Source organism: Bacteroides sp. RCH18 (assembly GCF_058231005.1).
The window spans coordinates 233,426-259,377 of the sequence record NZ_JBIPTC010000001.1 but is presented as its reverse complement, the minus strand read 5'-3'; the positions used below and the strand labels follow the sequence as shown (position 1 = coordinate 259,377).

Below are 25,952 nucleotides of genomic sequence, written 5' to 3'. Positions count from 1 at the left end.
GGACAAAAGTAAGAAATAAAAAGAAAAATCGTACATTTGCGGACCGAATATAACAAGCACTCTAAACCAAAGATAACAAACACTCTTATGAAAATGGAAGTTCCACAAGTAGATTTGCCACTGGAGGTGTTGGCATGGACTAAAGTAACCGAAGATATTCTGAACATCTACAAACAATCGTGCCGGCTGCAGGCGTGTATTTTCGCCATCTGTACGGAAGGAACCATGAAAGTCTCCATCAATCTGTTGGAATACGAGGTTCACCCGAATGACCTGATTACATTACTTCCCGGAACAATCATACAGTTCCGTGAGAAAGCGGAAAAGGTAAGTCTTTGTTTTGCCGGATTCTCCGCGAAATGTATCGGACATATCAACTTGCTGACCACCATCGGGAACGCTTATCCCAAGCTGATAGAACAGCCGATCATCCCTCTTTCCGAGAATATCGCCGACTATCTGAAGGAATATTTTGCCTTGTTGTCTCATGCCAGTTGTGACGAGTCTTTCAAGATGGACTCCAAATTGGCGGACTTGTCACTCCAGACTATTCTGACAAGTATCCAACTGATGTACCGGAATTATTCGGGAAACAATCATTCGAACCGTAAGAAGGAGATTTGCCGGAAGTTGATTCAACTGATCACTGAACACTACAAAGATCAGCGTTGTGCACAGTTCTATGCCGATCAACTGGGAATCTCTCTGCAACATCTGAGCACCACCGTAAAACAAGTGACGGGGAAAAGTGTATTGGATACTATTGCTTATATTGTCATTATCGACGCCAAAGCGCAGCTAAAGGGAACGGATATGACTATTCAGGAGATAGCTTATTCGCTGAATTTCCCGAATCCCTCTTTCTTCTGCAAGTTCTTCAGACGGCACGTAGGGATGTCGCCGCTGGAATTTAGAAATAGTTGAGTCCGTTACTTCTAAAATCAATGGATCAGTCCGAAATACCGTTTTTGATTCCAGATGTACAGATTTGAGTCAACTATCCGCATGGATTCCCCGCCTTCTCGAAGGAGGGGTGCCCGTAGGGCGGGGTGGTAGGTAAAACAAGGTTATCTCTAATTTATTGTGAATGAAAGAATTGCGTATTCACCTACCACCTCCCCCTGCGGGTACTCCTCCTTCCCGAAGGAGGAGATTTAAGATACTACAGACTTTTTAGCCAGCCCCATAAATCCATAAAAGAACATTAAGCAGGCTCTCTTCTTAAATCTTCCTTCTTCCCAAACTCAACGAATTGAGCACTACACTCACACTGGAGAACGCCATTGCGGCACTTGCCAGCATCGGATTCAGTAACAATCCGTTTATAGGGAACAATACTCCGGCAGCGATAGGAATACCGATCAGGTTGTAGATAAATGCCCAGAAAAGGTTCTGATGAATCAGTCGTACAGTCTGTCTGGACAGTTCGAAGGCTTTGGGGAGTAACAGCAAGTCGGACGTCATCAGCGTCACCATAGCGACATCCATAGCAATATCCGTACCCTTTCCCATAGCAATGCTGACGTCAGCCAACGCCAGTGCCTGCGAGTCATTGATACCATCGCCCACCATTGCCACTTTCTTTCCCTGCATTTGCAGCTCACGCACAAATTCGGCTTTATCGTCCGGCAAGGCATCTGCCACAAATCGCTCGATACCCAGACGAGAAGAGACTGCCAGAGCCGTCCGCTGACCGTCACCGGTAAGCATACAGATATCGATGCCCTGACGTTTCAGTTCTTTCACTGCTTCGGCAGAAGTAGCCTTGATCGGATCGGAAACGGCAATGATAGCCAAAAGCTCATTCTCACGTCCAAAGTATATGATTCCGTTTCCGTCTGATTCGTAGTGTACCAGCATATCCGCCATGACATCGCTCACTGTAGCGCTGAAATCTTTCAGAAGTTTATGGCTGCCCACCCAGTAAGTTTTACCTTGATAAGACACCTTTATACCTTTGCCTGTGATGCTCTCAAAACTGCTCAAAGGAGCGGGAGTTATCTTCTCCTCGTCTTGGAGTACGGCGACAATCGCGCCTGCCAACGGGTGTTCCGATTTCAGCTCGGCAGCCAGAAGTACATCTTTGAAGTGTTCTTCCTGCGGCTGTGCCCACAACCATCCGGTAGCGGTAGGATGTCCTTCGGTCAAAGTACCGGTTTTATCCAGTACCACCACATCTACTTTACGCATCTGCTCCAGAGCGACGGCGTCTTTTATCAGAATATGCTGTCCGGCAGCTTTACCGATTCCTACCATCAGCGCAGTAGGTGTAGCAAGTCCCAAAGCACAGGGACAGGCTATGACCAGAACGGATACGGCAGAAAGAATACCATAAGAAATATACTCACTGCCACCGATAGCCACCCACAGCACAAACGTCAGAATGGCAATTCCCAACACGACAGGAACGAAGATGCCTGTAATACGGTCTACGATACGCTGCACAGGAGCTTTGCTGCCTTGTGCTTCCTGCACCATGTGAATGATGCGTGCCAGCACAGTATCGCTTCCCACCTGAGAAGCACGAATGATGAAGGAACCGCGCTGATTGATTGTTCCGGCAAGGACCTTATCGCCCTTTTTCTTCTCTACCGGAATCGGCTCACCGCTAATCATACTTTCATCCACATACGAATCGCCCTCCGAAAGCTGACCATCCACGGGAATCTGTTCGCCGGGACGGACTACCACCATATCGCCTACCTGCAACAGGTCTATTTGTATCTCTTCCTCTACCCCGCCACGCAATACACGTGCCACTTTGGGCTGCATTCCCATCAGTTTGCGAATGGCATCCGAGGTATTTCCTTTGGCACGTTCCTCCATCATCTTTCCGGTCAGAACGAAAGCAATGATCACTGCGGAAGCTTCGTAATAGACGTGCGATTCCAATCCGCGATCTGTCCAGAACTGCGGAAAGAAGGTGTTGAACAAACTGAAAAGGAAGGCTATCGAGGTACTCAACGCAACTAGCGTATCCATATTGCTACGACCGATCTTCGCCTGTTTCCATGCCCCCGTAAAGAAACTTCCTCCGAAGAGCACCATTACCGGAATAGCGAGCAACATTTGTATCTCGTTAGAATATGGCATGTGCATTAATAACATCGAAAAGATAAGCAGCGGCACTACAAATATCCACGCACCGACCACTTTCCGTTTCAGACGAAGGTAGCGCTTATGCTGTTCTTCTTCCCGACGTTCTTCTTTATTCGCCTCTTCTACTATCAGATCGTAACCGGCAGCAAGTACTGCTGCACGGATTTCTCCGGGGGTGAGCTTGTCGTCCTCATAAGAAATCGTCAATGTATTTGAAGCAAAGTTGACGGAAGCATCAACGACTCCCGGCAACTTTTTCACTGTCTTTTCTACATTGTTAGCGCATCCCGCACAATGCATATTAAGCACGGGAAACGCATTCTTTGCTATATTACCCATATAATCCTTTACTCTTTAATTAATTAGTATTTATAAAACAAGCAAATACGGGTATTTGTTCGATTACTTCTTATCGGCCTTCTTATCCTCTTTTTTAGATTCTTGTTTGCCGTCTTTCTTGCCGTCCTGCTTGGTTTCCTTCACAAACTCGGCCTCGTAATTGAACTTCTTGAATCCTGCCTGCAACTTCTTCACATCTGTCTTTTCGGCATCGTAGGTGATGGACACGGTTTTGTTCTTCAGTTCGGTGGAAAGTTCCTTCACGCCTTTCTCGAAGCGCATGTTATTTTTCACTTTCTTCTCGCAGTTCTCGCAGTGCATCTGAGAGACTTTGAATATGACTACACGGATATCCTTTGCCAATACGGCTGCTACGCTCAAAAGAGCCACCACGCAAGTGGCCATCCATCTTTTTGTTCTCATTTTTCTTATTCGTTTAATGGTTATTATTCATTTCTTGCCAGGTTGAAACGTATTCCGATATAGGCTTTTGCCCCGTGCACAGGTCCCCATATCATCGTTGAGTCGAAGTTTCCTCCCCACGGGTTTGCCGCGTCGATGATCGGATTCTTCTGTTTGAAGTTTGTCAGGTTCTCCCCTCCTACGTAGATAGACCAGCGGCGGAAATAGCGGGTAACCTGAGCACTCAGTTGCTCGAAGCTGCCGTAGCGGCGCTCCCAAGATAGCTGACCGTCTGCCAGTTCATAAGGGGCGGGCATTCTCCCTCCGCCATTGAGCTGGAGCGTAGCGTCAAACTGCCATATTCCGAGCGGAGTCTGGTACGAAGCAGTCAGCAGTCCTTTGTATTTGCTGGTCAACGGTTTCTCCATCCGCTGGCCTTTGTAGGTGGTCTGAGCATCCGTCAGACGGTAAGCTCCCGTCAAGGTAAATCCTTTAAAAAAAGGATAGCTTGCCTCTACTTGGAATACATGCGAATAGGAACGCCCGTCCAGATTGTAAAAGGCTACTTCGTGAGGATTACTGTCCATATCCACCACGACTTGCTTCAGAAAGTCTGTGTAATAATATTCGGCATTGATATTCAGCGTTTTGCCAAATACAGGTACGTAGGTGGATACACTGACACCATAGTTCCATGCTTCTTCCATGTCCAGTCCTTTCGCTATTTCGACCTTTCGGCTACTGGAAAGCAGGTAGTTGTTTTCTGCCAGTACATGATTCGTACGGTAACCTTTTCCGGCAGAGAGGCGGAAGTGTACGTACTCATTCGGATTGTATTTAAGATGTGCACGGGGAGTCACGAAGAAACCGTGCTCACTGCTATAGTCACCACGCAGACCTGCCATCAGCATCCACTGATCATTCAGATTCAGCGTGTATTGCGCATAAGCTCCGGGAACCGCTTCTTTGGCAAAAGCCTTGATGAGCGGCAATTCCGTTTGATTCTCCAACCGATAATGCTGGTCATAAGCGTCATAGTTGAAACTCAGCCCCGCCGAGAAACTGTTCTGCTTATTAAACTCTGTTTCAAACATCAAAGAAGCATACACGTTTGTCTGGTCCACATTATAGAGTTTTCGTCCGTACATGGCATCTTGATTGTGCCAGCTGGCAGAAAGAATCAGTGCCAGATTCGTATTCTTCTCCTTATTGAATATATAAGCATTCTTGGTGAAAAGTTCGTAACGTTCGGTATCGATTCCTACTTTATAAAGATCGCCCGTCTGCATATCCGTATGATGTGCCTGTCCGCTAGTGCGACTTTCGGAAAGGGCCTTGAAACCTGCCTGAAAGACATAATGATCTCCCATATAGGCCCATCGGTTCCACACGTTATACTGCTCTACTTGGGGGATATCCACGAAGCCGTCATCATTGCCGTCGTGCGCTTTGGTTTCATTCTCATAATGTGCCAGTAAAGAGGTACTCCAACGTTTTGACAACTTTAAGGTGGCGTCCGCATTCGCCTCATACCGGTTGGTACTGCTCGCGAAAAGATTGGCGGATACCCAGTCGGCCTCCGGCAACTGCGGCTTTTTGAATTCTACATTAATCTGTCCCGTGATGGCTTCGTAACCATTCTTCACTGATGAGATTCCTTTGGAAACCTGTATGCTTTGCATCCACGGACCGGGGACATATCCCAGACCATAAGGAGATGCCGCACCGCGATAGTTCGGAATATTCTCCGTGAGCATCTGTACATAAGTTCCGGACAATCCGAGCAGTTTGATCTGCTTGGCTCCCGTTGCCGCATCCGAATAGCTCACGTCCACCGAAGGGTTGGTCACGAAACTTTCTCCCAGATTACAGCAGGCAGCCCTGCTCAATTCGGCACTGCTTATCATCTCTTCGTTCATCACGCTGCTGCGCAACTTCATCGTTCCCATTCTGCGGCTGACTACATTCACTTCGTTCAGTTCTACACCTTCCCGAAGGGTAATGTCCAGTTCCTGATTCTTCTTGCTGACATGAATCGTGTCATTCTGAAAACCGATAAAACTGATTACCAGCATGTGACTCTTCGAAGGTTTGGAGATAGAAAAGCTGCCATCTTCCTTGGTAGTTACACCCTGCTCCGTATTCACCCAGAATACATTAGCACCCGGAACAGGCTCTCCGGTATTATCTTTGACTATTCCCCGCACCTGCGCTTGTGTCGTAACTGCAAGTAATGAGAACAGTCCCATTATTATATATTTCATTCTTTCTTGGACTTAGTTTTGCGATACAAAATTAATTCATTTCTCTTGCAACTGAGTTGCATTCATTCCCCTTGCTTTCATACCCTGCAAAGGCTGAAAACAAAGTACAATCGGACAAAAAAGATGAAATAGCGGCTAAATCAGAAAAACGGAATGTAACGCCAGCTTCTGCCTCGGACAGGGAGATGGCGGAGAAGGAAGACTGGAAAAGTCCACCGTCCGGTCTATAGAAGTGAAAGCAAATAGTTGACAATACTGTTCGCAGAAAAGTGTTATCACCGGAACGGAAACTGTCAGTTCGGAAATATGCTTCATCAAATCGGGCTTATAGATAGTTGCCGTACAGCCCTTTTCTCTGCAATCTTTCTTTGAATCGCAAGTATGAGACTTCTTACATTTGGGACAGCCATCAGCACAACAGCCCTGCACAGTCTCGCAACGGGAACAGCAATAATGAACAATAGATACTCCCGCCCCTGAATAGATAATCAGGAGAGAAAGGATCACTGCTGTTATGTAGGCTAGTCTCTTCATTTCGGGAGACAAAGATAAGGTATTCCGGCAACAATATCAAATTAAATAATTCTCCATTTTTATTCGTACTACTGATATTATCCGTATATTTGACCGCATATTAGTTCTTTTAAATACATCATGTCATGGAATATCATCGTATATCTTTCATCCACAACGATACAGAGTATTCGTTCATTAAAGCTATAAACGGGAACTTAACAGGATACGCTTTAATGTCAGCTTGCCGGATAGAAGTCGTCAATTATATGAAAGAAAATAACTTGAAAGGCAGCTATATACTAACCGGAATGTCAAAGGCTTAATCACATGAAAGCTAAAAGAGAGCAGATATTAATCAGAACTTCCTGGATAAGTACTATTGGTAATGCCATACTTTCCGCATCAAAAATTATCATAGGTTTATGGGCAGGTAGTCTTGCCGTGCTAGGCGACGGTATTGATTCGGCAACGGATGTGATCATCTCCATTGTCATGATTTTCACAGCACGCATTATCAGCCAGCCGCCTTCCAAGAAGTACGTATTCGGCTATGAGAAAGCCGAAGGGATTGCGACTAAAATTCTTTCGCTTGTGATATTCTATGCAGGGGTGCAAATGTTGATATCATCCATCGGAAGTATCTTTTCCGAAGAAGCAAAAGAAATTCCGTCAGCCATTGCCATATACGTCACGATCTTTTCGATTATCGGCAAACTTCTACTGGCTTTGTATCAGTACAAACAAGGGAAGAAGATAGATAGCTCCATGCTGACGGCCAATGCCATCAATATGCGCAACGATGTTGTCATTTCCTCCGGTGTGCTACTGGGACTGATATTCACGTTCATATTCAAACTGCCTATACTCGACTCCATTACAGGACTAATCATCAGCCTCTTTATCATAAAATCTTCGATTGGCATTTTCATCGATTCGAATGTGGAATTGATGGATGGCGTCAAAGATGTCAATGTGTACAATAAGATATTCGAAGCAGTAGAAACAGTTCCCGGTGCGAGCAACCCACACCGGGTAAGATCAAGAATGATCGGGAATCTTTATATGATTACCCTCGATATCGAGGTAAATCCGCAGATAACCATCACACAGGCCCATCAGATAGCCGACGCTGTGGAGAAAAGCATAAAAAGCTCTATAGACAATGTCTATGATATCTTAGTACACGTGGAACCTGCCGGCGAATGTCAGACAGACGAGAAATTTGGTATTGACAAGGGTATGGTGAATTGACGGAAGGCATTAAGGAGCAAGTATATGCTCCCCCGAAGCTGTTATGATTACTCCACCACAATCACTGACCACCGTCTCGTGCTTTCCATCCGGAGTGACTATGATGGAACCAGTCTGTATGATATGCTTTCCGTCCATCGTCACACGTATGCGGGCGCTTGTTTCTTCTTTTTCTTTCTTTTCCTTCTTTGCAGATTCCTCCTCTTCCTTATCCTCTATGGCTCTGTTCCGGTCCATACAGCCATTGGTATGATAACTTTTCATCTTAGTCACCCGGTCATCAACGAACCAGATATTAACGACTCCTGCAATACTTGACTCGGAAGTACGAAATTCCAGCATCTCACTCTCTTCGTCAAAACTTCGATAGCTCGGTTTACCCATAATGGCTATTACTTCTTTAGAAGACATCCCACGTTGGATAATACTCAAATTCTCATAAGTAATTCTGCTTGCATAACAACTGCTGAGCAATATCACCAGCAGCAAAGACATAAGGATCTGACTCTTTTTCATAATAGGTATAGTTTAGTAGTTTTTTGAATACCCCAAATGTAGTATGAGAAAATTCCCTTCGCAAAGACTTCTTCCTACTTGCAAATAGGAATTTCCCTATCTATGAAAAACGACAGGTATAACCTATGACTACTAACATTTCTTCTCTCAACTATCCTATTGGCTTATCTATCATACCGTCCGCCACAGAGAATCAATGACTGCATACCTTACTGATATCAACCGTAAATTCCTCACCGGCAGGCATGAACTTCCCTTTTCGTTTAAGAAATCCGATCAGTTCGTCCACTTCCATATTATCTGCCGAACAAGTATAAAAACGCTGATGTTCGCCAAACTTCTCTACGATTGCAGCCCTCAGAGATGCCTCAGTATAACTATTTCCCTCCATCATGTGAAGGACTTCGTGTGCATGTAACTGTTCCATAATCTATTTTTTCTGCAAAGATAAGTACGGCGTACAGATTAAAACTGTAACATATGATACAGAAGCAAGAAAAAAAGAATCATTAACAATGGCATCCCCTATATACATTGCCGAAGAAAGTAGCTGAATATTTTTCCTTTTTTATTCGCAGTATTCGGTAATTTCATTTATATTTGTCGATAGTGATAGATATGATCAATGTTGAATTTATAGAAAAAACGAGTATGAAAAAACAATATGTCAGTCTGCTTGCGGTTATACTTTCGGTAAGCGGCTTTTTGTTTTCTTGTCATGACAAGATGAACAAAAACACGGGAGCATTACAATTCGATAGTATACAGGTTAACGAGACGGCACACCTCTTTAATGACACCGCCAAACCCGCGTGCAATATTATCATCAACTTCGCCTATCCCGTCAAGTCGTCGGACGAGATGCTGAAAGACAGTCTGAACGCTTACTTCATCTCCGTCTGCTTCGGAGACAAATATATCGGCGAAAAGCCAGAAGCGGTAGTGAAGCAATACGCCAAGAATTACATTGACGAGTATCGCCACGACCAAGAGCCGATGTACGCCGAAGACGAAAAGAATAAAGAAAGCGATGCAGTGGTAGGCGCATGGTACTCCTATTACAAGAGCATCGAAAGCCACGTGCAACTTTATGAGAAAGACCTGCTAGTATATCGCGTTGACTACAACGAATATACCGGAGGCGCACACGGTATGTATATGTCGACTTTCCTGAACATGGATCTCACTCTGATGCGTCCGCTCCGCCTCGATGATATTTTTGTAGGCGACTTCCAGGAAGCCCTGACGGATCTGATCTGGAACCAGCTGATGGCTGACAACAAAGTAACTACTCACGAAGCGCTGGAAGACATGGGATATGCTTCGACCGGAGACATCGCCCCGACAGAGAACTTCTATCTGAGTAAAGAAGGTATCACCTTCTACTATAATATATACGACATCACACCGTACTCGATGGGACCTGTCAAAGTTACCATTCCATACTCTATGATGGAACATCTGCTGGGCAGCAACCCAATTCTTGGAGACCTGAAAGATTAAACAGCTATTAAAAGATTGAACACCAATGAATATCCTGTTGTTATTGCCCCGTGTGATGCAGAAGGATATTCATTTCACTTATAAATCAAAATTCACCATTCAAAATACTTAAAGTGGAAATCATACTGAAATATTTTCCGGATCTGACGGAAGAGCAGCGTAAACAGTTTGCCGCTCTATACGACCTCTACATCGACTGGAATGCGAAAATCAACGTTATCTCCCGCAAAGACATCGAAAATCTGTACGAGCATCATGTTCTCCATTCATTAGGCATCGCCAAAGTGATTCAATTCCGTCCTGGAACCAAGGTCATGGATCTGGGTACAGGAGGAGGATTTCCCGGCATTCCGCTCGCCATCCTGTTCCCCGAAACCAAGTTTCATCTGGTAGACAGCATCGGCAAGAAAGTACGTGTGGCGACAGAAGTGGCCAATGCCATCGGACTGAAAAACGTCACTTTCCGTCATGCCCGTGCCGAAGAGGAAAAACAACAGTTCGATTTCGTCGTGAGCCGTGCCGTAATGCCTTTGGCGGATCTGATCAAGATCATCAAAAAGAACATTTCCCCCAAGCAGCAGAATGCATTGCCCAACGGACTGATCTGTCTCAAAGGAGGCGAACTGGAGCATGAAACGATGCCGTTCAAGCATAAAACAGTCATCCACAGCCTGAGCGAAAACTTCGAGGAAGAGTTCTTTGAAACAAAGAAGGTAGTATATTCACAAATATAGGAATCAGGAGTTATCAAAACCATGAAAATAAAGAGATTTGAGTTTAATATGTTTCCCGTAAATTGCTACGTTTTATGGGATGACACAAAAGAGGCGGTTGTCATCGATCCGGGCTGCTTCTACGAAGAGGAAAAACAAGCACTAAAGAAGTTCATCCTCACCAATGAGTTAACAGTGAAACATCTGCTGAATACTCACTTACATCTGGATCACATCTTCGGCAATCCGTTTATGCTGAAAGAGTTCGGTCTGTCGGCAGAAGCCAATAAGGCGGATGAGTTCTGGATCGATGAAGCTCCGAAACAGAGCCGTATGTTCGGCTTCCAATTGCAGGAAGAACCGGTTCCGTTGGGAAAATATCTGCATGACGGAGATATCATCACCTTCGGACATACCAAACTGGAAGCGATCCATGTCCCCGGACATTCGCCCGGCAGCCTGGTATATTATTGCAAAGAAGAAAACTGCATGTTCTCCGGCGACGTATTGTTTCAAGGCAGCATCGGTCGTGCCGATCTGTCGGGTGGCAACTTCGACGAACTGATCGATCATATTTGCAGCCGTTTATTCGTACTTCCCAACGAGACAGTCGTCTACCCCGGACACGGTGCGCCAACGACTATCGGAATGGAGAAGGCAGAGAATCCATTTTTCAGATAAAAAAAAGAATACAAGTATTAGGTATTAAGTATTAGGTATTAACCGTAGCTTCTGGCATATTTATCCGCATGGATAATACTTAATACCTAATACTTAATACTTAAAAACATCCCCCATAAATTATGAAAACAGATTTGTTAGCTAGCCGTCACATCGGCATCAATGAAGAAGACACAGCTGTGATGCTCCGCAAAATAGGCGTAGACTCACTGGATGAACTGATCAACAAAACCATCCCTGCCAACATCCGACTGAAGGAACCGCTGGCACTAGCCAAGCCGTTGACGGAATACGAATTTGGAAAACACATTGCCGACCTGGCAAGTAAAAACAAACTGTATACGACATACATCGGATTGGGGTGGTATAATACGATTACTCCTGCCGTTATCCAACGGAATGTATTCGAAAATCCCGTATGGTATACTTCTTACACGCCTTATCAGACAGAAGTGTCGCAAGGAAGACTGGAAGCGTTGATGAATTTCCAGACTGCCGTCTGTGACCTCACCGCTATGCCGCTCGCTAACTGTTCACTGCTGGATGAAGCGACTGCCGCCGCCGAAGCCGTAACCATGATGTATGCTCTGCGTTCGCGTGCCCAACAGAAAGCAGGTGCCAACATAGTCTTTGTGGACGAAAACATCTTCCCGCAGACCTTGGCAGTAATGACCACACGTGCCATTCCACAAGGCATCGAATTGCGCACAGGCAAATATAAAGAGTTTGAACCCTCACCGGAAATCTTCGCCTGCATCCTGCAATATCCTAATTCCAGCGGTAATGTGGAAGACTATGCCGACTTCACAAAAAAGGCACATGAAGCAGACTGCAAAGTTGCCGTTGCCGCTGACATTCTGAGTCTTGCCCTGCTGACTCCTCCGGGAGAATGGGGAGCGGATATCGTATTCGGTACAACACAACGTCTGGGTACACCAATGTTTTACGGTGGCCCTTCGGCAGCCTACTTCGCCACACGTGACGAGTACAAGCGGAACATGCCGGGACGCATCATCGGATGGTCCAAAGACAAATACGGCAAACTCTGCTACCGAATGGCTTTGCAGACACGCGAACAGCATATCAAACGCGAAAAAGCCACTTCCAATATTTGCACGGCTCAGGCATTACTCGCTACGATGGCAGGTTTCTACGCTGTATATCACGGACAGGAAGGAATCAGAACGATTGCTTCGCGTATTCATAGCATCACTGTCTTCCTCGACAAGCAATTAAAGAAATTCGGATATACGCAAGTCAATGCACAATATTTCGATACGCTACGTTTCGAGTTGCCGGAACACGTTTCGGCGCAGCAGATTCGCACGATCGCACTAAGCAAGGAAGTGAACCTGCGCTATTACGAGAATGGAGACGTAGGTTTCAGCATCGATGAAACGACAGACGTAGCAGCTACGAACGTGTTGCTTTCCATCTTTGCCATTGCCGCCGGGAAAGATTATCAGAAGGTAGAGGACGTGCCGGAAAAGAGCAATATTGACAAAGCACTGAAACGCACCACGCCTTTCCTCACGCACGAGGTGTTCTCCAACTATCATACGGAAACGGAAATGATGCGCTACATCAAACGTCTGGATCGGAAGGATATTTCATTGGCCCAGTCCATGATTTCCCTCGGATCGTGCACGATGAAGCTCAACGCAGCCGCTGAAATGCTTCCTTTAAGCCGTCCGGAGTTTATGAGCATGCATCCGTTGGTGCCGGAAGATCAGGCGGAAGGATATCGTGAATTGATCAGCAATTTGAGCGAGGACTTGAAGGTTATTACCGGATTTGCAGGTGTCAGCCTGCAGCCGAACTCGGGTGCTGCGGGAGAATATGCCGGTCTGCGAGTTATCCGTGCGTATCTTGAAAGTATTGGTCAAGGACATCGCAACAAAATATTGATTCCGGCTTCGGCACACGGTACGAATCCTGCATCTGCCATACAAGCCGGATTTGGAACCGTCACCTGCGCTTGCGACGAGCAAGGAAACGTGGATATGGGCGACCTGCGTGCCAAAGCCGAAGAGAACAAGGAAGCACTGGCTGCACTGATGATCACCTATCCGTCAACGCATGGTATCTTCGAGACGGAAATAAAGGAAATCTGTGAAATCATCCACGCTTGTGGCGCACAAGTATATATGGACGGTGCCAACATGAATGCACAGGTAGGATTGACCAATCCGGGATTTATCGGTGCAGACGTTTGTCACTTGAATTTGCATAAGACGTTTGCTTCACCGCACGGTGGCGGCGGTCCGGGTGTAGGCCCTATCTGTGTAGCTGAGCATCTGGTTCCATTCTTGCCGGGACATTCGATCTTCGGCAGTACGCAAAATCAGGTTTCCGCAGCTCCGTTCGGCAGTGCGGGTATCTTGCCTATCACATACGGCTACATCCGGATGATGGGTACCGAAGGCTTGACCCAGGCTACTAAAATAGCCATTCTCAATGCCAACTATCTGGCTGCTTGTCTGAAAGATACTTACGGCATTGTTTATCGGGGAGCTACCGGTTTCGTCGGACACGAAATGATTCTGGAATGCCGCAAGGTACATGAAGAAACGGGTATCTCAGAAAATGACATTGCGAAGCGTCTGATGGACTACGGTTATCATGCACCGACTCTCTCCTTCCCTGTTCACGGCACATTAATGATTGAACCTACCGAAAGCGAAAGCCTGGCGGAGTTGGACAACTTTGTAGACGTCATGCTGAATATATGGAAAGAAATTCAGGAAGTGAAGAACGAAGAAGCGGATAAGAATGATAATGTATTAGTCAACGCCCCGCATCCGGAATATGAAATTGTGAATGATAACTGGGAACATTCCTACACACGTGAGAAAGCAGCGTATCCGATAGAAAGTGTGCGTGAGAATAAGTTCTGGGTGAATGTGGCTCGCGTAGACAATACGTTGGGAGACCGGAAATTATTGCCGACCCGCTACGGAACGTTCGAATAAGAAGAAACTTTCAAAGGAAATCCGTACATGAAAAAATAAGCCCGGAGCTCGCGTCTGCTGAGCTCCGGGCTTACCTTTGTTAAGCACCGAGCGTATTCCGATAAGCACCGAGCTAAGTGAACATAAGAAGCGATGCCGAAACCTTACGGTTATCATGCTACTCTTCATTCCATGTTTGTCGGAAACATAGCCTGAGGTTCTATCTGACAACAGTCACTGTTCCGGCTTTTACAGTTTTCTCCCTTAGTGAGATTTTAGGATCAGCATATCCTAAAGCTACACAGCCATATACTTTATGATTCTCCGGTACCCCCAAAGAGCTTATAAATTCACGAACCTCGGGATCATCGCAAGTCGTACCTAACTGATTGATCCAGCAAGATCCGATTCCCAAAGAATGGGCAGCCAAAAACATATTCTCAATCGCGCAGGCACAATCCATACCGGCCCACCATTGAGTGGGTTCGTTGGACACGATCACCAAAGTCGGGGCATGATAATAACAGCAATACGCCTTGCTATGACCACGTTCCTGTAATTTCGGTTCATCGCTTTTAGCAAAAGCGCCTTTAATCCGTTCATTCAATTCTGCCAGTTTATCCGCATTCTGAATAGCGGTAAAATGCCATGTCTCCAAATGCATCCCACTGGGTGCAAAAGTGGCAGTTTCCAGAATAGCCTGCAAGTCTTCTTCCGAAACTTGCCAGTCGGTATAAGCCCGTACACTACGACGTGCTTTGATGTTTTCTAAAACTTCATTCGTTTTCATATACTATATTTACTATACTTACAACTCGTTCACCACTTGCATCATCGTTTTACCAATCCGATCTTGGCATTCAGTTTGAAGTAATACGTTCCGTTCTCTCTTTCCAAAAAGCCGTATTTGTCCTTATCCAGAGAACCTTTCTCCAAACGGGTATTCAGGAACAAGAAGTCCTCCATAACCGGTTTCTCTGACTTGTGGTAGCATAGAACTTCCCCACTCCCATCCATCAGCAGGATACCTTCAACAGCCGAATCCTGTCCTGTATAGATCTTTGCCGGACGCATCCCCAAGGCTAATGCCATCAGGAACTGCTTCACTTTAAACTCATAAAAACCATGTTTGTTTACCAGTTCATCTTTTATTTTCAACGGGTTCATCTGTTTGATTACTTCCGTCAGTTCACTGATACGGGTGATGTCGTCCAAGTGCATGATGCGCACCATTTCTGTAAGCACACGAGGAAAGTGTAAGTCAATCATTAAAAGATTGCTACGGAATACCCGATCTGCCACGTCTGAATATTTAAGTACTCCACCCAACCGTTCAATCAGTAGCATTCGCTCTGCTACTTCATTAGGGGCTTCCGGCAAGGCATTAATCTTATTCACGGTAGGAGTTGCGAATTTAACTCCGCTCTGTTCCAGTTTCAAGTTAGCCGCACGGCCTCCGTCCAACAACGGATTCATAGCACCCAATCGCGAACGAACGCTGAACCCGCTCAACGGTGCCTCCGGATGCCAAAAGGCAATATAAAAATCGGTACGATCTTCCGTCTTCGCTTCCAGATCGAAAATTGCGACTTCATCCAAAAACTCTTCCACCCCATCCGGAGAAGTGACTTCATCCTCCGAAGAGGACTTGACAGCCTGCAAAATCAAATCTGCCACAATCCCGAAATCTTCCCGGGGAACGGATTTCTCACTGTTTTCTCCTTTGATGCGGACCATCTCTTTTTCTATATAGTAGCAGCGCGTTCCGTCATGTTCCTCCCGTTGAATCATTGCGATAGGCCAGTCGATTTCTCCTTTCTTTGCCTTAGCCGTACCCAACGTTACTTTTCCTTCTGTCAGCAGACGGAAGAAAGTATACAGTTCACACCATTCTCTTTTTGTTGCTTCAAATGCCATATATTCTTGTTTTTCTTTATTTTACTCTTCATCAAGAATCCTTGCGGTCTCTACTTTCTCCAATCGTGCACGCAGTTTGGGCATCATGGAACGACGGATACGCAACGTCATGCTGCAATCCATATCGTACGATTGACTGAGAATTTCCGGTTCTTCCTCCTTGACAATACGCATGATATCGTTCATAAAAGGATATTCAAACATTACGGTCACTTCTTCATCTACCGTTTTTTCTATAATGGTAGCGGCAGATATTGCTTCGGCAGCAGCTGCTTTATAAGCTACAATCAGTCCGCTCGTTCCTAACTTGATTCCACCGAAATAACGGACTACAATAATCAGAATATCGGTCAGTTCATTAGAGTTAATTTGCCCCAGAATGGGCTTTCCCGCCGTTCCCGAAGGTTCACCGTTATCATTGGCACGAAAATCCTTTCGCGCTGCACCCAACATATAAGCATAGCACACGTGCCGTGCATCATAATACTTCTTCTGATACGTTTCAAGATGCGCTTTTATCTCATCAAGGGTACGCACAGGCAAGGCGATGGCAATAAACTTGCTTCGCTTTTCTGTATAAATACCTTCGGAAGGTTCGACGATAGTTTTATAAGTATCTTCAGCAGTCATGCCGCAAAGATACGGCTTTCTTGACGAAATTCCATCTGCTGTTCGAAAATATTAGAGCTTCTCATTGAAACGAGCGCTTCATTTCATACAGTCAAACGGTCGATGGGGTGCAATCAAGCAGTCAATTGGAGGTAGTCGGGTGGTCGTTTTAACGGAATCGGGCGGTCATTTATACAAAAACAAGCGGTCAATCTCTCACAATCAACAGGACATTTGTGAGAGATTGACCGCTCTATTTTCTACATAGAATATGTCTTAATCCAACTTATGGATAACCAGTCCTGAACGAAGTTTCGGTTCGAACCAAGTCGTTTTGGGAGGCATAATGTTGCCAGTATCGGCAATATCCATCAATTGCTTCATGGATACGGGATAAAGAGCCAGAGCTACTTTCATTTCTCCACTGTCAACACGCTTCTTCAATTCTCCCAAACCGCGGATACCGCCTACAAAGTCGATACGCTTATCCGAACGGAGATCTTTGATTCCTAAAATCTCGTCTAAAATCAGATTGGAAGAAATAGTAACGTCAAGCACGCCGATAGGATCATTGTCATTGTATGTACCTGCTTTTGCCGTCAGACTATACCACTTGTCGCCAAGATAGAGAGAGAAATTGTGCAAACCGGACGGTTTATAGATATCGGTACCCTTTTCTTCTACAACAAAGTTCTTATCCAATGCAGCAAGAAATTGTTCGGGAGTCAGCCCGTTGAGGTCTTTTACTACACGATTATAGTCGATGATAGTCAATTGATTGGCAGGGAAACATACAGCCATGAAATAGTTATACTCTTCATCGCCACGATGATTCGCATTTTGCTTTGCTTTCTCGGCACCTACCAAAGCAGCGGCAGCGGAACGATGATGCCCGTCGGCAATATATAGTGCCGGCATTTTAGCAAACTCTGCAGTAATTGCAGCGATATCTTCGTCCTGGTCAACAATCCAGAAAGTATGTCCGAAGCCATCACCCGGAGCGATAAAGTCGTAAACAGGCTTTTCGGCAGTGTATTTCCGGATGATTGTATCCAATTTCGCATTATCGGGATAAGCAAAGAATACAGGTTCGATATTAGCATTGTTCACACGAACGTGCTTCATACGGTCTTCTTCCTTATCACGACGGGTAAGCTCATGCTTCTTGATGATACCGTTCATATAGTCAGGAACATAAGCGCCTACTACCAGTCCGTACTGGGTTTTCCCGTTCATGGTCTGGGCATAGATGTAATAGTTTTCCTTAGCATCCTGCACTAACCAGCCTTTATCCTGAAACAGCCGGAAGTTCTCGGCAGCTTTCTCATAAACACATTCATCGTGTTCATCCGTACCAACAGGAAAGTCAATCTCGGGCTTAATGATATGATAAAGGGATTTTTCGTTTCCTGCTGCTTCTGTACGCGCTTCTTCTGAGTTTAATACATCGTAAGGACGGGAAGCAACCTGTTCAACCAGGTCTTGTGGAGGACGAACGCCTTTAAAAGGTTTGATAATAGCCATAAGTCATGGTATGTTTTAAGATTAGTACAACAGATACGCCCTCGCAAAAGCCGAGGGCGAAATCTGATAACATATTTCTGAATATACTGCTTAATGACCAGCACCTATCATCAAATAAGTGACTGAGCAACGATAAGCAGTCTTACGATTCATCTCATTATTTGTTTACTCTGAACTTCTCGCAGCCGTCTTTCAAGAAACCGACAATCTGTTGAGCAGCAGCAATACCGGCATTGATATTCGCTTCGGCAGTCTGTGCACCCATCTTCTTCGGAGTAGAGAAATAACGTCCTGCGAACTTCTCAGCAAATTCCGCATTAGCAGCAGGCATGATATCTGTCATATACTTGAAGTCGGCACGGTCTTCCATCAATTTGATCAGCTCGGCTTCGTTGATCACTTCCTTGCGGGCAGTATTCACCAACATAGCGCCTTTCGGCATATCTTTCAGCAGAGCGTAGTTGATAGAGTTCTTCGTTTCAGCAGTTGCCGGGATATGAAGAGACACTACCTGACAAGTCTTGTACAGTTCTTCTGCAGAGTCAAGTGCCTTCACGCCATCTTTTTCGATCACTTCTTTCGGGCAGAAAGCGTCGTAAGCGTACACTTCCATTCCGAAGCCTTTAGCTACACGGGCAACGTTACGACCAACGTTTCCGTATGCATGGATACCCAGTTTCTTGCCCATCAATTCTGTACCGGAAGTACCGTTATAGAAGTTACGAACGGCGTATACCATCATACCTAACGCCAGTTCGGCAACAGCATTGGAGTTCTGTCCCGGAGTATTCATCACGCAAACATTGTGAGCGGTAGCAGCAGCCAGGTCTACATTATCGTATCCGGCACCGGCACGAACTACAATCTTCAGTTCTTTAGCAGCATCCAGCACCTCTGCATCAATAATATCACTACGGATAATGATAGCGTTAGCATCTTTCACTGCATCCAGCAACTGTGCTTTATCGGTATATTTCTCCAGCAAAGCAAGCTCATATCCGGCTGCTTCGATTTCTTTACGGATACCGTCTACAGCAACTTTGGCAAACGGTTTTTCAGTAGCTACAAGTACTTTCATAATTTATCTGTATCTTTTAAAAAAGATTCACCACAGATTTCACCGGCCTACACACTATATTCAATAAGATTTCAGTGTAAATCCGTGCAATCTGTGGTGACTCTATTTATATTATTAATGAAGTTTTTCAAATTCCTGCATGCAGTCGATCAAAGCTTGTACGCTTTCTTTCGGCAGAGCATTGTAGCAAGATGCACGGAAACCACCCACTGAACGGTGTCCTTTGATACCTACCATACCTTTTTCTGTAGCGAACTTCATGAAGTCAGCTTCCAGATCCTTGTATTCGGGAGCCATCACGAAACAGATGTTCATGCGTGAACGGTCTTCTTTGGCAGCAGTACCTACGAACAGTTTGTTACGATCGATTTCAGCGTACAGCATATCAGCCTTTTCGATAGCACGACGTTCCATTTCTTTCACACCACCCTGTGCCTTAATCCAACGCAGGTTCAACAGTGCAGCATAAATAGGCACTACCGGAGGAGTGTTGAACATAGAACCGTTATCGATATGAGTCTGATAGTTCAGCATTGATGGGATGTAACGAGAAACTTTACCTACCGCATCATTCTTCACGATAACGAATGTAACACCGGCAGGAGCCAGATTTTTCTGCGCACCACCATAGATACAGATATATTTGGAAACGTCGATCGGACGAGAGAAAATATCAGAAGACATATCGGCAACCATCGGAACCGGAGAGTTGAGATCTTCTTTTAATTCTGTACCATAAATCGTGTTATTGGTAGTTATGTGGAAATAATCTGCGTCAGCAGGAATTGTGTAATCTTTCGGGATGTAAGTATATGTAGCTTCAGCGGAAGAAGCAACTTCTACGACTTCACCAAACCCCTTAGCTTCTTTCATTGCTTTCTTTGCCCACACACCTGTATTCAGATAAGCAGCCTTTTTTTCAAGGAAGTTGAAAGGTACCATGCAGAACTCCATACTAGCACCACCACCAAGGAACAGTACCGAATAACCTTCGGGGATATTGAGTAATTCCTTGAATAATGCCTCTGCTTCGTCAACCACAGGTTGGAAGTCTCTGGCACGGTGACTGATTTCCATCAGGGAGAGACCAGAGCCGTTGAAATCTAAAATAGCCTTCGCTGTATCCTCTATCACCTCACGCGGAAGAATGGAAGGTCCTGCATTGAAATTATGCTTTTTCATTTGAAGTTTGTTTTTGGTTTAACATTTCGTTAGTTTATGTCTTTTGACCTTGCGAATTTACGAATTTATTTCCGGTGCACAAATCTTTCCTTATAAAAATACTGTTTTAAAGCAGATTTCTCTTTCTTTTTATTGGTTTATACAAGATATATACACCATATTGTTATCTATACATATCAAGCAAGGGATAAAAGGCGAAAATATAACCTGTGGAAAATAATCGGTTATAGAATGAAAGGAAAACGGTTATAAAATGAATATTTATTAAGAAAGACAGAGAAAAACGAGGATTTCTCACCCTAACAAGCGATGAGACTAAAATTATAAAAATAAGTCAGAAAGAAAGGAGTCTCCAATACCTTCCCAAAAGAGAAGAAATGGAGACTGTCACAGAATTGTTCTTTACTATCATTTTAGTCTGTCATCCATGAGAGACGTCTCTCACTTCAAAAGAATGATATTATTTGTAATGACAAAGCCGATCATTTCGTCATTGTCAGCATCCCAATCACCTATTTGGTTCTTGCAATTCACCTTTCAGCTTTGAGAATACCTGTTGTTTTTCAGTTCCCTTTATTTGGCTTCCTCAATGATAGTCTTCATTCCTTTGATTTTTTCCCCTTGAATAAGATTCAGGAGTTGCTTCACTTTTGCCCGACGAACGGCAACAAAAGCATAATGTTCTTTCACATCAATCGCACCTACATCTTCACGGGTCAGATTACCTTTTTTATAAAGGAATCCGGCAATGTCCATCCGGCTCAGTTTCTCCTTCTTTCCTTTACCTATATATATAGTAGTCCAGACAGATTTGGGAGGACGTGAAGGATTTTCCGGCAGTTCCATCGTTTCTATACCTTCGGGAATATATTCAGGTAATTTCTCTTCTGTGTGAAGAATCAGATAAGAAGTACCTGTTGCATCCCAACGTGCCGTACGTCCGTTACGATGTGTAAACGCTTCTTCGTTTACAGGCAGATGATAGTGAATGATATGCTCTATCTCCGGAATATCAAGTCCACGGGCAGCGAGGTCGGTAGAGATCAGTACATGACAGCTTCCGTTACGGAACTTATACAATGCCCGTTCCCGATCCGGCTGTTCCATACCGCCATGAAAACGTTCGGCTGATAGTTTCTTATCTTCGAGTAGCTTGTGCACACGATCTACCGCATCCCGATGATTACAGAAGACAATGCTGAAGCTGCTTCCCAATGAACAAAGCAAGTTGTAAAGCGTATCAATCTTATCTTTGGAAGGAGAAAGCACCTTCATCAGCTTCAACCGGTTTTCCTGTTCTTCGGTTGCCTCCGGAAGAAAATCCAGTTTGACTGTCCGGTTCAGTCCCGTAAACTGAGGAATTTCTTCGGCATCAGTAGCCGACAGCAGCATACGTTTCTTTAATCCCGGAAGCTGGGTGATGATCTCTGCCATCTCATCATAAAAGCCGAACTCCAGCGACTTATCAAACTCATCGATAATCAAAGTCTCGATTGTTTCGGGATCAAAATTCCCTTTGGACAGATGATCAGTGATACGTCCCGGAGTACCAAGGATAATGGCAGGATGATTTCCTGCAATGCTTTTCTTTTCTTCGGCAATGGGATGCCCGCCGTAGCAGCAACACGTTTTCCAGGAAGTTCCCATGCTCCGGAACACGGTATCTATCTGTAAAGCCAACTCACGGGAAGGCACCAGAATCAGCACCTGCACGCTGTCATCATTCGGTTTTAGGGTAAACAACAGAGGCAAAAGATAAGCCAATGTCTTGCCCGATCCTGTCGGTGACAACAGGATAACATCTTTCCTGCCCGTGCCCTGTTCGAGCGCAGCTTCCTGCATCGGGTTCAAAGATTCAATCTTCAAATTCTGAAGAGCGGACTGTATTATTTCATTTTTCTCTAACATGGGGACAAAGATACAAAAAGGACGAAAAGATTCGGTAAGATAGTGCATAAAGAAAGCGGGAAATCTGAAAAGCACCATTGTCTTTTACAGATTTCCCGCCAGTTTCTTTATGTTATTCTTCCGGTCCTTTCCGACCGGAGATCAACTTCCGAAGATTATCCTCCAAAGTTATCGAACATCAGGTTCTGAGCCGGAACGCCCAGATCGTCGAGCATCTTCTCTACAGCTTTCGACATCGGACCAGGACCACACATGTAGTATTCAATATCTTCAGGAGCTTCGTGGTTCTTCAAGTAAGTTTCATAAATTACGTTGTGTACGAAACCCGGAGTATATTTCACACCGGCAGCATCAGCAGCAGGATCCGGACGGTCGAGTGCCAGATGGAATGTGAAGTTCGGGAAATCCTTTTCAATTTGCAGGAAGTCTTCCAGATAGAATACTTCGTTCAGCGCACGGGCACCATAGAAGTAAGACATCTTGCGGTCGGTCGTATGCAATGTTTTCGTCAAGTGCATAATCTGTGCACGCAACGGAGCCATACCGGCACCACCACCGATCCACATCATTTCCTTGTTAGAGTCGAAAATCGGATGGAAGTCTCCATAAGGACCACTCATTATTACCTTGTCACCCGGTTTCAGCGTAAAGATATAAGAAGAAGCGATACCCGGCATTACATCCATAAATCCGGGACCTTGTTCTTTCGGCTTGAACGGAGGGGTAGCGATACGTACAGTCAGCATGATACGGTCACCTTCTGCAGGATAGTTGGCCATAGAGTAAGCACGGATTGTTTCCTCTTCATTCTTACATTTCAAGCCCAGCAAACCGAATTTCTCCCATGCAGGCAGATATTCTTCACCGATCAGGCTCTTATCAATGTCCTTATCATAATCCATTGAGAATTTAGGTATCTTGATCTGTGCGTAAGAACCCGGGATAAAGTCCATGTGTTCGCCTTTAGGCAATGCCACGATAAACTCTTTGATAAATGTAGCCACGTTCTTGTTGGAGATCACTTCGCACTCCCACTCTTTCACACCGAGTACAGACTCGTCGATCTTGATAGCCATGTCACTCTTCACTTTCACCTGACAGCCCAGACGCCAGTGGTCTTGTTGCTGTTTGCGGCTGAAGTGAGGAACTTCAGAAGGCAGGATTTCGCCGCCACCTTCAAGTACCTGACATTTGCACTGTCCGCAAGAACCCTTGCCACCACAAGCGGATGACAAGAATACACCGTTTACGGCCAGCGTATTAAGCAACGTGGAACCGGACTCTACTTCCAGTCCTGTTTCACCATTGATCGTTAGTTTCACGTTACCTGACGGTACCAGAAATTTCTTGGCAACCAGCAAGATAACAACAAGCAACAGAATAACCACAAGGAATACCCCAATGCTTGATAATATTAAATTCATATCCATTGTCTTATTCCTTTCTTTTTAGATGTTCAAACCAGAGAAACACATAAATGCGATTGCCATCAGACCTACAGTGATAAATGTGATACCCAGACCTTTCAGCGGAGCAGGTACATCAGAGTAAGCCATTTTCTCACGGATAGCAGCCAGACCGACGATAGCCAGCAGCCAGCCGATACCCGAACCGAGTGCATACGAAAGAGCATCCCAGATATCACCAATGTATTTCGGATCACTCGGACCTACGTTGATACGTTGTTGCATAAACAGCGAAGCACCCATGATAGCACAGTTAACGGCGATCAACGGCAGGAAGATACCCAGTGAAGCGTACAGCGACGGGCTGAAACGTTCTACCACCATCTCCACCAATTGCACGATACCGGCAATAACGGCAATGAAAAGAATAAAACTCAGGAAGCTGAGGTCAACACCTTCAATGATAGCGTTGGCAGCCAGCACCTTGGTTTGCAATAAATAGTTCACCGGAAGCGTAACCAGCAACACGAATGTTACGGCTATACCCAGTCCTACGGCAGTCTTCACATTCTTCGATACAGCCAGATATGAGCACATACCCAAGAAGAACGCGAATATCATGTTGTCCACAAAGATGGAGCGGACGAATAAACTTAATAAATGTTCCATATATTTTAATTAAGAATTAAGAATGAAGAATTTCGAGTTTATGAGTGTTACCTTCATTCATCCTTCTTCACCCTTCATTTATATTAATTACTTTCTTCTTGCAGTTCTTTGTGACGTGCACGCTGATACCAGATGATGCAAGCTACGATAATCAATGCCATCGGCGGCATCAACATCAGACCGTTGTTTACGTAACCGATATTCTGGATAGGCTCATAATTCAGGATATTGAAACCAAGCAAAGTTCCCGAGCCGAGCAGTTCGCGGAAGAAAGCTACAATTACCAGAATCTTGGCATAACCCAGACCGTTACCAACTCCGTCAAGGAATGATTCCCAAGGACCGTTCTGCATGGCAAATGCTTCCAGACGTCCCATCAGGATACAGTTGGTAATGATCAAACCTACATAAACAGAGAGCTGTACACTTACATCGTATGCAAACGCTTTCAGAATTTCACTAACGATGGTAACCAAAGCAGCAACCACTACCAACTGAACGATGATACGGATACGATTTGGAATCGTCTTACGCAACAGTGAAATAACGACATTGGCAAACGCTGTAATCACAGTAACTGAAAGTCCCATCACGATGGCGGGTTCCAGCTTGGCAGTAACAGCAAGTGCAGAACAGATACCAAGCACCTGTACGGTTACCGGATTATCGATTCCCAATGGAGCAGAGAATACTTCTTTATTCTTCTTTGAAAACAGTTGTCCCATATTCTTTATCCTCCTCCTTATTATTTAGTTAAGAAACTTATGTAACTATTCAGGCAGGCCTTCAGCATAGCGTCCACACCTACCGAAGTAATTGTACCACCAGAGATACCGTCCACCTGATATTCAGGTTTCTCTACCTTACCGTTCTTTACAACGCCCAGAGTAACAGCACCGTTCTCCAGCGTCTTCTTGCCTGTAAATTCACTCTGGAACTTGTCAGTTGCGATTTCAGCACCCAACCCCGGTGTCTCACTTGCGTGTGAGAAATAAACACCGTAAACAGTGTCTTTATCCTCGTTCAAAGCAACATATCCCCAGATAGCACCCCAAAGACCGGCACCGTAAACTGGAAATACATATTTAGTCTGGCCATCCACATCGCATACAAATACGTGCAGACGTTGTTGTTCTTTTGCTTCTTTCTCGTAGTTGGTAGCAAACTCACCTGTGTTTTCAGTCAGCGTGCCGTCTACGTTCATCAGCATATCACCTTTTACATATTTCTGATATTCGGCATCAGCGTCTTCTACATTTTTAATGTTCAATGCAGCAAGAATCTGTTTTTTAGTGTCCAACTGCACATTCTTGTCTTGTGTAGCTTTCAGTGAAGAACTAACGAATGCCAGCAGGAATGCAACGATAATAACCATTACCGAAGCATAAATGATAGTATAACTATTACTATTTGTATTCATTTTC

At 44.9% G+C, this 25,952-nt stretch carries 24 protein-coding genes; 7 read left to right on the top strand and 17 right to left on the bottom strand.

Annotated elements, in window-relative coordinates; genetic code table 11:
• Positions 1 to 87 precede the first annotated feature (87 nt).
• A complete protein-coding gene (locus tag ACHLI0_RS00990) occupies positions 88 to 924 on the top strand; it encodes a helix-turn-helix domain-containing protein (protein ID WP_008765858.1) in 837 nt (278 codons plus the stop codon).
• Positions 925 to 1,221: 297 nt separating this feature from the next.
• Here the strand turns inward: ACHLI0_RS00990 and ACHLI0_RS00985 are convergent, their stop codons facing one another.
• The 4 genes from ACHLI0_RS00985 to ACHLI0_RS00970 form a co-directional block, all read right to left on the bottom strand.
• Entirely contained in the window at positions 1,222 to 3,438 is a 2,217-nt protein-coding gene (locus ACHLI0_RS00985; RefSeq protein WP_490748249.1) for a heavy metal translocating P-type ATPase, read from the bottom strand.
• Between the two features lie 63 nt (positions 3,439 to 3,501).
• On the bottom strand, positions 3,502 to 3,861 hold the full coding sequence (locus ACHLI0_RS00980) for a heavy-metal-associated domain-containing protein (protein ID WP_008765860.1): 360 nt from the start codon (positions 3,859 to 3,861) through the stop codon (positions 3,502 to 3,504).
• A gap of 23 nt (positions 3,862 to 3,884) precedes the next feature.
• Entirely contained in the window at positions 3,885 to 6,104 is a 2,220-nt protein-coding gene (locus tag ACHLI0_RS00975) for a TonB-dependent receptor (protein ID WP_490748248.1), read from the bottom strand.
• A 135-nt stretch (positions 6,105 to 6,239) separates the two neighbouring features.
• A complete protein-coding gene (locus tag ACHLI0_RS00970; RefSeq protein ID WP_011107631.1) occupies positions 6,240 to 6,638 on the bottom strand; it encodes a hypothetical protein in 399 nt (132 codons plus the stop codon).
• Between the two features lie 125 nt (positions 6,639 to 6,763).
• On the opposite strand from ACHLI0_RS00970, the gene ACHLI0_RS00965 reads away from it, so the two are divergent.
• The gene (locus tag ACHLI0_RS00965) at positions 6,764 to 6,943 is read left to right on the top strand and encodes a hypothetical protein (protein WP_008765862.1); all 180 of its coding nucleotides are present in this window, start codon (positions 6,764 to 6,766) and stop codon (positions 6,941 to 6,943) included.
• Positions 6,944 to 6,947: 4 nt separating this feature from the next.
• Positions 6,948 to 7,871 (top strand): cation diffusion facilitator family transporter, encoded by a 924-nt coding sequence (locus ACHLI0_RS00960; RefSeq protein WP_055217631.1) that lies wholly within the window; start codon positions 6,948 to 6,950, stop codon positions 7,869 to 7,871.
• Positions 7,872 to 7,880: 9 nt separating this feature from the next.
• Here the strand turns inward: ACHLI0_RS00960 and ACHLI0_RS00955 are convergent, their stop codons facing one another.
• Together ACHLI0_RS00955 and ACHLI0_RS00950 are read right to left on the bottom strand one after the other, a co-directional pair.
• A complete protein-coding gene (locus tag ACHLI0_RS00955; protein ID WP_016267721.1) occupies positions 7,881 to 8,387 on the bottom strand; it encodes a hypothetical protein in 507 nt (168 codons plus the stop codon).
• Between the two features lie 193 nt (positions 8,388 to 8,580).
• Complete coding sequence (locus tag ACHLI0_RS00950) at positions 8,581 to 8,814, bottom strand: YecH family metal-binding protein (protein WP_008763492.1); 234 nt, start codon at positions 8,812 to 8,814, stop codon at positions 8,581 to 8,583.
• A gap of 224 nt (positions 8,815 to 9,038) precedes the next feature.
• Between ACHLI0_RS00950 and ACHLI0_RS00945 the strand changes: the two genes are divergently transcribed.
• The 4 genes from ACHLI0_RS00945 (at position 9,039) to gcvP (ending at position 14,256) form a co-directional block, all read left to right on the top strand.
• On the top strand, positions 9,039 to 9,890 hold the full coding sequence (locus tag ACHLI0_RS00945; RefSeq protein WP_016267722.1) for a DUF3298 and DUF4163 domain-containing protein: 852 nt from the start codon (positions 9,039 to 9,041) through the stop codon (positions 9,888 to 9,890).
• A 113-nt stretch (positions 9,891 to 10,003) separates the two neighbouring features.
• Positions 10,004 to 10,624, top strand: coding sequence for a 16S rRNA (guanine(527)-N(7))-methyltransferase RsmG (rsmG, locus tag ACHLI0_RS00940; protein ID WP_022471109.1), 621 nt, complete (start codon positions 10,004 to 10,006; stop codon positions 10,622 to 10,624).
• Positions 10,625 to 10,645: 21 nt separating this feature from the next.
• Positions 10,646 to 11,284, top strand: coding sequence for an MBL fold metallo-hydrolase (locus ACHLI0_RS00935; protein ID WP_008763490.1), 639 nt, complete (start codon positions 10,646 to 10,648; stop codon positions 11,282 to 11,284).
• Positions 11,285 to 11,406: 122 nt separating this feature from the next.
• Positions 11,407 to 14,256 (top strand): aminomethyl-transferring glycine dehydrogenase, encoded by a 2,850-nt coding sequence (gene gcvP / locus ACHLI0_RS00930; protein WP_490748247.1) that lies wholly within the window; start codon positions 11,407 to 11,409, stop codon positions 14,254 to 14,256.
• A 199-nt stretch (positions 14,257 to 14,455) separates the two neighbouring features.
• Here the strand turns inward: gcvP and ACHLI0_RS00925 are convergent, their stop codons facing one another.
• The 11 genes from ACHLI0_RS00925 to ACHLI0_RS00875 form a co-directional block, all read right to left on the bottom strand.
• Complete coding sequence (locus ACHLI0_RS00925; protein WP_490748246.1) at positions 14,456 to 15,025, bottom strand: nitroreductase family protein; 570 nt, start codon at positions 15,023 to 15,025, stop codon at positions 14,456 to 14,458.
• 41 nt (positions 15,026 to 15,066) lie between these two features.
• Positions 15,067 to 16,152: an HpaII family restriction endonuclease gene (locus tag ACHLI0_RS00920; protein WP_061473814.1), complete on the bottom strand. Its 1,086-nt coding sequence runs from the start codon at positions 16,150 to 16,152 to the stop codon at positions 15,067 to 15,069.
• A 21-nt stretch (positions 16,153 to 16,173) separates the two neighbouring features.
• Positions 16,174 to 16,782: an IMPACT family protein gene (locus ACHLI0_RS00915; RefSeq protein WP_008763486.1), complete on the bottom strand. Its 609-nt coding sequence runs from the start codon at positions 16,780 to 16,782 to the stop codon at positions 16,174 to 16,176.
• A gap of 255 nt (positions 16,783 to 17,037) precedes the next feature.
• Positions 17,038 to 18,285: a DUF1015 domain-containing protein gene (locus ACHLI0_RS00910; RefSeq protein ID WP_149960690.1), complete on the bottom strand. Its 1,248-nt coding sequence runs from the start codon at positions 18,283 to 18,285 to the stop codon at positions 17,038 to 17,040.
• Between the two features lie 157 nt (positions 18,286 to 18,442).
• The gene (locus ACHLI0_RS00905) at positions 18,443 to 19,363 is read right to left on the bottom strand and encodes an NAD(P)-dependent oxidoreductase (protein ID WP_008765870.1); all 921 of its coding nucleotides are present in this window, start codon (positions 19,361 to 19,363) and stop codon (positions 18,443 to 18,445) included.
• Between the two features lie 114 nt (positions 19,364 to 19,477).
• On the bottom strand, positions 19,478 to 20,545 hold the full coding sequence (gene serC, locus ACHLI0_RS00900) for a 3-phosphoserine/phosphohydroxythreonine transaminase (protein WP_490748245.1): 1,068 nt from the start codon (positions 20,543 to 20,545) through the stop codon (positions 19,478 to 19,480).
• Between the two features lie 573 nt (positions 20,546 to 21,118).
• On the bottom strand, positions 21,119 to 22,453 hold the full coding sequence (locus ACHLI0_RS00895; protein ID WP_490748244.1) for a DEAD/DEAH box helicase: 1,335 nt from the start codon (positions 22,451 to 22,453) through the stop codon (positions 21,119 to 21,121).
• Positions 22,454 to 22,608: 155 nt separating this feature from the next.
• Complete coding sequence (nqrF, locus tag ACHLI0_RS00890) at positions 22,609 to 23,883, bottom strand: NADH:ubiquinone reductase (Na(+)-transporting) subunit F (RefSeq protein WP_008763481.1); 1,275 nt, start codon at positions 23,881 to 23,883, stop codon at positions 22,609 to 22,611.
• Positions 23,884 to 23,901: 18 nt separating this feature from the next.
• Positions 23,902 to 24,528, bottom strand: coding sequence for an NADH:ubiquinone reductase (Na(+)-transporting) subunit E (gene nqrE, locus ACHLI0_RS00885; protein WP_055217625.1), 627 nt, complete (start codon positions 24,526 to 24,528; stop codon positions 23,902 to 23,904).
• Between the two features lie 83 nt (positions 24,529 to 24,611).
• The gene (locus ACHLI0_RS00880) at positions 24,612 to 25,253 is read right to left on the bottom strand and encodes an NADH:ubiquinone reductase (Na(+)-transporting) subunit D (RefSeq protein WP_008763479.1); all 642 of its coding nucleotides are present in this window, start codon (positions 25,251 to 25,253) and stop codon (positions 24,612 to 24,614) included.
• A gap of 20 nt (positions 25,254 to 25,273) precedes the next feature.
• The gene (locus ACHLI0_RS00875; RefSeq protein ID WP_055218523.1) at positions 25,274 to 25,948 is read right to left on the bottom strand and encodes a Na(+)-translocating NADH-quinone reductase subunit C; all 675 of its coding nucleotides are present in this window, start codon (positions 25,946 to 25,948) and stop codon (positions 25,274 to 25,276) included.
• Positions 25,949 to 25,952 lie beyond the last annotated feature (4 nt).

Bases quoted from the DNA above. Each gene is read 5' to 3' on its own strand.
- ACHLI0_RS00990 (WP_008765858.1), top strand. From the start codon at position 88: ATGAAAATGGAAGTTCCACAAGTAGATTTGCCACTGGAGGTGTTGGCA.
- ACHLI0_RS00985 (WP_490748249.1), bottom strand. From the start codon at position 3,438: ATGGGTAATATAGCAAAGAATGCGTTTCCCGTGCTTAATATGCATTGT.
- ACHLI0_RS00980 (WP_008765860.1), bottom strand. From the start codon at position 3,861: ATGAGAACAAAAAGATGGATGGCCACTTGCGTGGTGGCTCTTTTGAGC.
- ACHLI0_RS00975 (WP_490748248.1), bottom strand. From the start codon at position 6,104: ATGAAATATATAATAATGGGACTGTTCTCATTACTTGCAGTTACGACA.
- ACHLI0_RS00970 (WP_011107631.1), bottom strand. From the start codon at position 6,638: ATGAAGAGACTAGCCTACATAACAGCAGTGATCCTTTCTCTCCTGATT.
- ACHLI0_RS00965 (WP_008765862.1), top strand. From the start codon at position 6,764: ATGGAATATCATCGTATATCTTTCATCCACAACGATACAGAGTATTCG.
- ACHLI0_RS00960 (WP_055217631.1), top strand. From the start codon at position 6,948: ATGAAAGCTAAAAGAGAGCAGATATTAATCAGAACTTCCTGGATAAGT.
- ACHLI0_RS00955 (WP_016267721.1), bottom strand. From the start codon at position 8,387: ATGAAAAAGAGTCAGATCCTTATGTCTTTGCTGCTGGTGATATTGCTC.
- ACHLI0_RS00950 (WP_008763492.1), bottom strand. From the start codon at position 8,814: ATGGAACAGTTACATGCACACGAAGTCCTTCACATGATGGAGGGAAAT.
- ACHLI0_RS00945 (WP_016267722.1), top strand. From the start codon at position 9,039: ATGAAAAAACAATATGTCAGTCTGCTTGCGGTTATACTTTCGGTAAGC.
- ACHLI0_RS00935 (WP_008763490.1), top strand. From the start codon at position 10,646: ATGAAAATAAAGAGATTTGAGTTTAATATGTTTCCCGTAAATTGCTAC.
- gcvP (WP_490748247.1), top strand. From the start codon at position 11,407: ATGAAAACAGATTTGTTAGCTAGCCGTCACATCGGCATCAATGAAGAA.
- ACHLI0_RS00925 (WP_490748246.1), bottom strand. From the start codon at position 15,025: ATGAAAACGAATGAAGTTTTAGAAAACATCAAAGCACGTCGTAGTGTA.
- ACHLI0_RS00920 (WP_061473814.1), bottom strand. From the start codon at position 16,152: ATGGCATTTGAAGCAACAAAAAGAGAATGGTGTGAACTGTATACTTTC.
- ACHLI0_RS00915 (WP_008763486.1), bottom strand. From the start codon at position 16,782: ATGACTGCTGAAGATACTTATAAAACTATCGTCGAACCTTCCGAAGGT.
- ACHLI0_RS00910 (WP_149960690.1), bottom strand. From the start codon at position 18,285: ATGGCTATTATCAAACCTTTTAAAGGCGTTCGTCCTCCACAAGACCTG.
- ACHLI0_RS00905 (WP_008765870.1), bottom strand. From the start codon at position 19,363: ATGAAAGTACTTGTAGCTACTGAAAAACCGTTTGCCAAAGTTGCTGTA.
- serC (WP_490748245.1), bottom strand. From the start codon at position 20,545: ATGAAAAAGCATAATTTCAATGCAGGACCTTCCATTCTTCCGCGTGAG.
- ACHLI0_RS00895 (WP_490748244.1), bottom strand. From the start codon at position 22,453: ATGTTAGAGAAAAATGAAATAATACAGTCCGCTCTTCAGAATTTGAAG.
- nqrF (WP_008763481.1), bottom strand. From the start codon at position 23,883: ATGGATATGAATTTAATATTATCAAGCATTGGGGTATTCCTTGTGGTT.
- nqrE (WP_055217625.1), bottom strand. From the start codon at position 24,528: ATGGAACATTTATTAAGTTTATTCGTCCGCTCCATCTTTGTGGACAAC.
- ACHLI0_RS00880 (WP_008763479.1), bottom strand. From the start codon at position 25,253: ATGGGACAACTGTTTTCAAAGAAGAATAAAGAAGTATTCTCTGCTCCA.
- ACHLI0_RS00875 (WP_055218523.1), bottom strand. From the start codon at position 25,948: ATGAATACAAATAGTAATAGTTATACTATCATTTATGCTTCGGTAATG.